The 6,734-nt window shown below is 33.5% G+C and carries 6 protein-coding genes; 2 read left to right on the forward strand and 4 right to left on the reverse strand.

Annotated features, from left to right (window positions below; all coding sequences use genetic code 11):
* Positions 1–27: 27 nt before the first annotated feature.
* Entirely contained in the window at positions 28–879 is an 852-nt protein-coding gene (locus tag LRP84_RS14475) for a LysR family transcriptional regulator (protein ID WP_230575727.1), read from the reverse strand.
* A 100-nt stretch (positions 880–979) separates the two neighbouring features.
* Here LRP84_RS14475 and LRP84_RS14480 point away from each other — a divergent pair, with 100 nt between their 5' ends.
* Complete coding sequence (locus LRP84_RS14480; RefSeq protein ID WP_230575728.1) at positions 980–2,113, forward strand: MFS transporter; 1,134 nt, start codon at positions 980–982, stop codon at positions 2,111–2,113.
* 104 nt (positions 2,114–2,217) lie between these two features.
* Here LRP84_RS14480 and LRP84_RS14485 read toward each other — a convergent pair whose 3' ends face one another.
* A complete protein-coding gene (locus tag LRP84_RS14485) occupies positions 2,218–2,883 on the reverse strand; it encodes a nitroreductase family protein (RefSeq protein WP_230575729.1) in 666 nt (221 codons plus the stop codon).
* A gap of 42 nt (positions 2,884–2,925) precedes the next feature.
* On the reverse strand, positions 2,926–3,774 hold the full coding sequence (locus tag LRP84_RS14490; protein WP_230575730.1) for a VOC family protein: 849 nt from the start codon (positions 3,772–3,774) through the stop codon (positions 2,926–2,928).
* 382 nt (positions 3,775–4,156) lie between these two features.
* Here LRP84_RS14490 and LRP84_RS14495 point away from each other — a divergent pair, with 382 nt between their 5' ends.
* Positions 4,157–5,611 carry a flavin monoamine oxidase family protein gene (locus LRP84_RS14495; RefSeq protein ID WP_230575731.1) on the forward strand — a complete coding sequence of 485 codons (1,455 nt, stop codon included), beginning with the start codon at positions 4,157–4,159 and terminating at the stop codon, positions 5,609–5,611.
* 195 nt (positions 5,612–5,806) lie between these two features.
* Here the strand turns inward: LRP84_RS14495 and LRP84_RS14500 are convergent, their stop codons facing one another.
* On the reverse strand, positions 5,807–6,571 hold the full coding sequence (locus tag LRP84_RS14500; protein WP_230575732.1) for an alpha/beta fold hydrolase: 765 nt from the start codon (positions 6,569–6,571) through the stop codon (positions 5,807–5,809).
* Between the last annotated feature and the right edge of the window lie 163 nt (positions 6,572–6,734).

Consider the following 6,734-nt stretch of genomic DNA (forward strand, 5'->3'; position numbering starts at 1 on the left):
AATACGTTTGTGGCTTCATGTATACTGTTATAACTGATTACATACTAAAAAAGCATTTATGATAGGAGTTTTTTCTTTAAAAGCAAGGCTAATTTGACGATATTTTTTTTGTTTTAGTTTTTTTATTTCAATATTTTTATGAGACTTAAAAAATAGTTCAGGGCCCATGCTAATCCCGATATTTTGTGAAACCATATTAACAATCGTTTCACAATTCAGTACTTCTAATATAATGTTTGGGAATACACCATGAGCAGATAAATTTTCTAAGACTAATGATTGATAAGGACCTTTTGGCATAATAAAGTCCATATTAGTAATTGTTTTTATATCAATTGTTTTTTCATTAACCAGTGGATGATTTTTCGGTAATCCTAAGACAATCTCATCCCTTGTAATAGGTACATATTGAAAGTGTTTTTTTGTATCTTCCTCTATAACGAATCCTATATCTACGGTGCCATTATTAACCCACTCCGCAATTTCTACATACGTACCTTCGAACAATATTACTTTGACTTCCGGGTAGCTTTTTTTTAGATGAGATAGCATTGTCGGTAATATTTGGGCTGCAGCACTTGTAAATGCACCAATTTTTAAGGTTCCTTCTAATTGATTATTTTGAATAGAGATTTCTTGTTTAATAATAGCTTCACTGTTTAAAATTTGTCGGATATGCGGGAGAATTCGATCTGCAAACGTAGTTTTACTAATCTTTGCTTGCTTATTACGATGTAGTAAGGGATAGCCAAACTCTTTTTCTAGACTAGAAATAGCATGACTTACTGCTGATTGTGTCATGTTAAGTTGTTCAGCTGCTCTAGTGAAATTCCCTAGTTCGACCACTTTTTGAAATACTTCATATCGTGCTATTGTCATGAATTAAACTCATACCTCCTATGCTAAATATTAATTTCACTAATTTCATTATACCCTTTATGATAAAAAATGGAATCATTAACAAAAAGGGTGATGAACATTGAACAAGATATTTTTATTAGCAATAGGCATGTTTGCACTAGGTGTAGACGCTTATGTCATGGCAGGAATTTTACCTAGTATTGCCGATGAGTTTCGTGTCTCTATCGGTAAAGCGGGGCAAACTGTGAGTATATTTACTTTGTGCTATGCAATTGCAGCACCTTTGTTTACTACAATAATGAGTAAAACGAATGCAAAAAATACATTATTAATAGCATTATCCGTTTTCGTATCAGCCAACATTGTAAGTGCGGTTACGAACAATTTTATAATTTTATTACTTTCGAGAGGAATAGCAGGGATAGGGGCAGGGCTGTATTCACCATTCGCTTCATCTGCAGCGGTTACATTCGTTCATGAAAACAAAAAAGGTAGAGCGTTAGGAATGATATTACTTGGAATGAGTGCAGGAACTGTAATAGGTGTTCCTTTCGGTATATATATTTCGGATATGTATGGATGGCGAATGACAATGTGGTTTATTGTCGTAATCGGTGTAATAGGAATGTTAGCTTTATTGTTTAAATTCCCAGTGGTAAAATCTACTCATTTACCAACACTAAAGGAACGTTTAACGATGTTTGAAAATAAAGGTATTTCACTTGTCATGTTCATAACGATGATATTGAGTTTTTGTAGTTTAGGTTTATACACATACTTAGATCTCATAATAGCTTCCTATGGATTTGAAAAATCCGTAATCTTTATATGGATGTGGGGAATAGGTGGCATAGGAGGAAGCTTTATTATAGGATATATTATCGATTTCTATAAGAAACCTAAAATTATATTAATCTATTTAATGGTTATCATGTTTTTATCTTTAACGTTCATGGGGATTTTTCATCAAATGGGGATTTTGATCGCTATCTTTTTAATTCTTTGGGGGGCTACTGGGTGGGCAGCGTTAGCAACTCAACAAAAAACGTTAGTCGAAATGAGCCCAGAACATGCTACTATTTCTATTGCCTTGCTCAGTTCCATTAATTATTTTGCTGGTTCAATAGGTACGCTGGTAAATGGTATAGTTCTAGAAAAAGGAGTGAATCCTGTAACTGTGCCATACTTTGCAGGTGGTATATTAGTCATTGCAATTGGGTTACAGTTTATTTTAATAATAAGAAAGCAGTAGAGCGAAATAAATGATACAGGTTTAAATTATAGTTTATGAAAAAATATAAAAATAGTCTAAGTCAAATATGTAATGTGACTTAGACCATTTTTATTTGTTGGGGATTATTTAAAGAATTTAATACGTTCTTCTGTTGGTTTAAATTCTTTGTTATTCGCCGGAGCAACAGGTTTACCAAATGGCATTTGGGCAATTAGCTGCCAGTTGCTTGGAATATTCCATTCTTTTTTCACTTCATCATCAATTAGAGGATTGTAGTGTTGTAATGTTGCACCAAACCCTTCAAGTTCTAAAGAGGTCCAAATGACAAATTGAAGCATACCTGATGATTGTTGTGACCATACAGGGAAATTATCTTTATATAGGGCAAAGTTTTCTTGCAAATATTCAATTACGCTATTGTCTTCAAAGAATAATACTGTACCATAACCGTTTCCAAATGCGGTCATCTTTTCTTCTGTTGAACTAAATTGATCAGCAGGAACGATTTCTTTTAATGTATTTCTTGTAATATTCCACAATTTATCATGTTGTTCACCAAGTAATACGACTACTCGTGCGCTTTGGGAATTGAAAGAAGAAGGTGTATGTTTCACAGCATGATTTACAACTTCTTGAATACGTTCGTCTGAAACGACAGCCTCTTTACTAATTGCATAAATAGAACGTCTATCCGCTACAGCAGAATAAAAATCTTTTGTTGTATGTTCCGCATGATTTACTTCTTCTTGACTAGTTGAATTTCCAAATAATTTATCTAAAAAACTCATTTTATACACCACCAAATTTTATTTTTTAGTTATATATTTTCTTCAAATACATAATTGAATATGGTTACCTGAAGGATCTTTTGTAACAACAACTCCATTTGATGCTGTTACTGATGCCCCAATGTCTTGGAGACGTTTCACAGCTTGATTTCGTGTTTCTTCATCTGGGAATAAGATTGAAAAATGTTTTAATCCTACGCTGTTTGCTGCCGGAGAAGGTGCCCCAACACCATTCCATGTATTTAAACCGATATGATGATGATATTTTCCCGATGAGATAAACAACGCTTGATGACCGTATCTACTTACAGCGTCAAATCCAAGACCAGCACAATAAAACTCCTCTGCTTTTCCTAAATCAGCAACATGTAAATGAATATGCCCCATTACTGTGTCACTCGGAAGACCAGTCCAGGTTTCGTCTTTAGCGGCCGCTAAAATGTCACTTGCTATAGGCTCAGTTGTCATTGTTACTTGCCCGTCATTCCACTCCCATGTTTTAAAAGGACGGTCTACATAAATTTCAATTCCATTTCCATCAGGATCTGCTAAATAAACGGCTTCACTCACAAGATGATCAGAGGCCCCTTGTAAAGGATAATCCGTTTGGATGAGATGATATAATACCTTTGCTAAATCGGAGCGATGAGGTAATAAAATTGCAAAATGATATAAACCAGTTGTGCGTGGTTGTTTTGGTAATATATTTTCTAGTTGTTCGATTGTTAAAAGTGGAGTTTTTCCATCTGCTGTTAGTACAGCTTTCGTTTCTGATTGTTCGAGTATTTGGAATCCTAATTTTTCTCGATAAAAAGAAAGGGAGCGTCCTAAATTTTCAATTAATATGTGAACATGACTTACAAAAGTATAAGGATGATGTTGAAATTTCATCTTTGTTCCTCCTTTGTTCGTAATAAAGTTTTAGTGATGTAAATTAGTCTGAATGAACAATCGAAAAGTATTTTCAAAAACATTAAATATTATTTAATTACTTTATGTAAGTAAGTATAGAATTGTGTTTAAATTATGTCAAGTATATTACTAAAAAATCGTATTTATGAAATGTATTAAATGCTTGTTTGTTACGAAATAGGGTGGGGAAATATGTTATTTGGCTCTGGTATTAGCATTTGTAGTAAAGGGATCTTATATTTAGCAAATTATCAATGGAATTAATCCTTTTTTCGAAATCTTAAACAAGAAGAACTACACATAGGTGTCTTTTTCGTTGAATATAATGCAATGAAATCCTTTTGAAGAGGAGTAAATAAGGATGCCTCAAAATATAAATAATCAATTATTAACGGAGCAAATGATTCATATCATTAAAAATGGCCTTCATAAATCACAAGTTCCTAAACATATCATTATTGTTGGTGCAGGATTAGCAGGATTAGTTGGAGCATCTTTATTAAAGGAAGCTGGACATAAAGTTACGATTTTGGAGGCAAATAATAGAATAGGAGGGAGAGTGTACACTGTACGATCTCCGTTTAACAATGGACTATATTTTAATGCAGGGTCTATGCGCATTCCAGATGTACATACTTTAACCTCGGCATATATTCAAAAGTTTGGATTGTCTACGAATCGTTTTATTAATCGAACTCCTTTGGATATCATTTATGCAAATGGCATTAAAACACGTCTCAATATATTTGAACAAAATCCAAGTATTCTAAAATACCCAGTTATGCCAAACGAAAGAGGAAAAACAGCTGAAGAGCTAATGCTTTCAGTTTTACAACCAATTATAAATTTTATAAAACAAGATCCAATGAAAAACTGGTTTGTTATAGAAAAACGATATAAAAAATATTCATTAGGTTTCGTTTTAAACTCTTATCTTTCAGACGGTGCAATTGACATGATTGGCATCCTTCTTGATATGGAAGCATATATGGGGATGTCCGTGATTGAAGTATTGCGAGAGATGATATTTTTTACATCAACAAATCAATTTTATGAGATAACAGGTGGTATGGATGTATTGCCACAATCCTTTTTACCACAGCTAAAAGAAAATATACTGTTTCATCAAAAAATGACAGCTATTATTCAACAAAATGAGAGTGTTATGATTCGTTCTATTCACGAGAAAACCTCGGAACAATTTATGGTGACAGGTGATCTGGCTATAATTACTATCCCTTTTTCTGCATTACGCTTTGTGAAAATTGAACCGTTTGATTCTTTTTCTTATTACAAAAGAAGGGCTATTCGTGAGCTTAACTATATAGCTGCAACAAAAATCGCGATTGAATTTAAAAGCCGGTTTTGGGAAAGAGTTGGTCAATACGGTGGTAAATCTATCACTGATTTGCCAATTCGATTTACGTACTATCCGAGCTATGGCATACAAACAACAGGAGCAGCGGTGGTTTTAGCCAGTTATACATGGGCAGATGAAGCATTAACGTGGGACAGCCTATCTAATAAGGATCGTATTCAATATGCTTTGAAGAATTTAGCAGAAATATATGGGAATCAAGTGTATTCTGAATTTGTTTCAGGAACATCATTTAGCTGGAGTCAAAACCCTTATTCTTGCGGAGCTTTCACAGCTTTCGAGCCAGGACAAGAATTGGAACTATATCCTTATATAAAAATACCTGAGGGAAGGGTGCATTTTGCTGGGGAGCATACGACAGTTACACATGGTTGGATGCAGGGAGCAATTGAATCTGGAATCCGAGTTGCATATGAGGTGAATGATTTATCAAAATAAAAATATGAAGTTCGAATAAAAGGGTCTAATTCATAATTCATTGAATTATGAATTAGACCCTTTTGATGCGTATTTTAAGATGATTACTATATTTTTATTTAAACCTTGTTTTTGCAATTTAATTACAAAAAGGGGTATATAAAAAGACAGTAGAGATGGTACACGATTCTCTTTATCTAATAAAAATAATTGGTTTTACGATGATGCGTCTTGTAAAAACTGAGAGTACAGATCGTAAAAATAATTTGGTCGAAATATATTTGCAGCATGACCAGCCAATGGGATTTCTTTATATGAAACATTTGGAAGAATCGTTTTTAAATCAAATAAACAAGATTTATAGAGATGATCATATTCTCCCATTACCCATAGAATCGGTTGCGTAAGTTCTCGTAACCGAGTTTTTAAATCGAATTCTAAACGATGTCGCAGTGATTCTCTAATAATAGATGAGTGCAATTGTAATCCAAATCGATAGTAAATATTTTTGGAAACAATTGCGAATGGATTTGCTTTCAGTATACCACTTGGGAAGATGGTATTTGCATACTGGTAAAGCCAAGTGGAGTATTCATTATTTCGTTTCTCCCAAAACTCTTGGAAGACATTAAACAAAACAGAGGGGTTATTATAATGACCTCCGATATGACAAAGGCTCAACACTTTTTCAGGATACATATGAGCAAATATAGTGGCAATATAACATCCATAGCTTAGGGCACAAATATGTGCTTGCTGGATTCCCTCTTTTTCATAAAGATCTGCTAACTGCTGTACTAATCGATCTAAAGAAAAATCAATTGCTTGTCCTTTATCGTCACCATGACCGAGTAAGTCATACGTTATGATGTTGTAAGATGAGGAAAATAGTTTACACTCCTTTTTAAATGCACGACGATTCCCAACTAACCCATGGATAAATATGATAGTTTTTTTACTAAGATCTTGTTGTTTTTGCAAAAATATGCCCCTTTCAAGTCTGTGTTAGAAAAAAGAAAATACGTTCTACTAGAATGTTGTCATTATCAATGAACTGAGGTAATTGATGTGGTGTTAATTATTATTCTTATAATATCGAGTATAGCAATACAGTGTATATAACAGTATACAGGCACTACTTTGC

The sequence above is a fragment of the Bacillus rhizoplanae genome, from assembly GCF_917563915.1.
GTDB lineage: Bacteria > Bacillota > Bacilli > Bacillales > Bacillaceae_G > Bacillus_A > Bacillus_A rhizoplanae.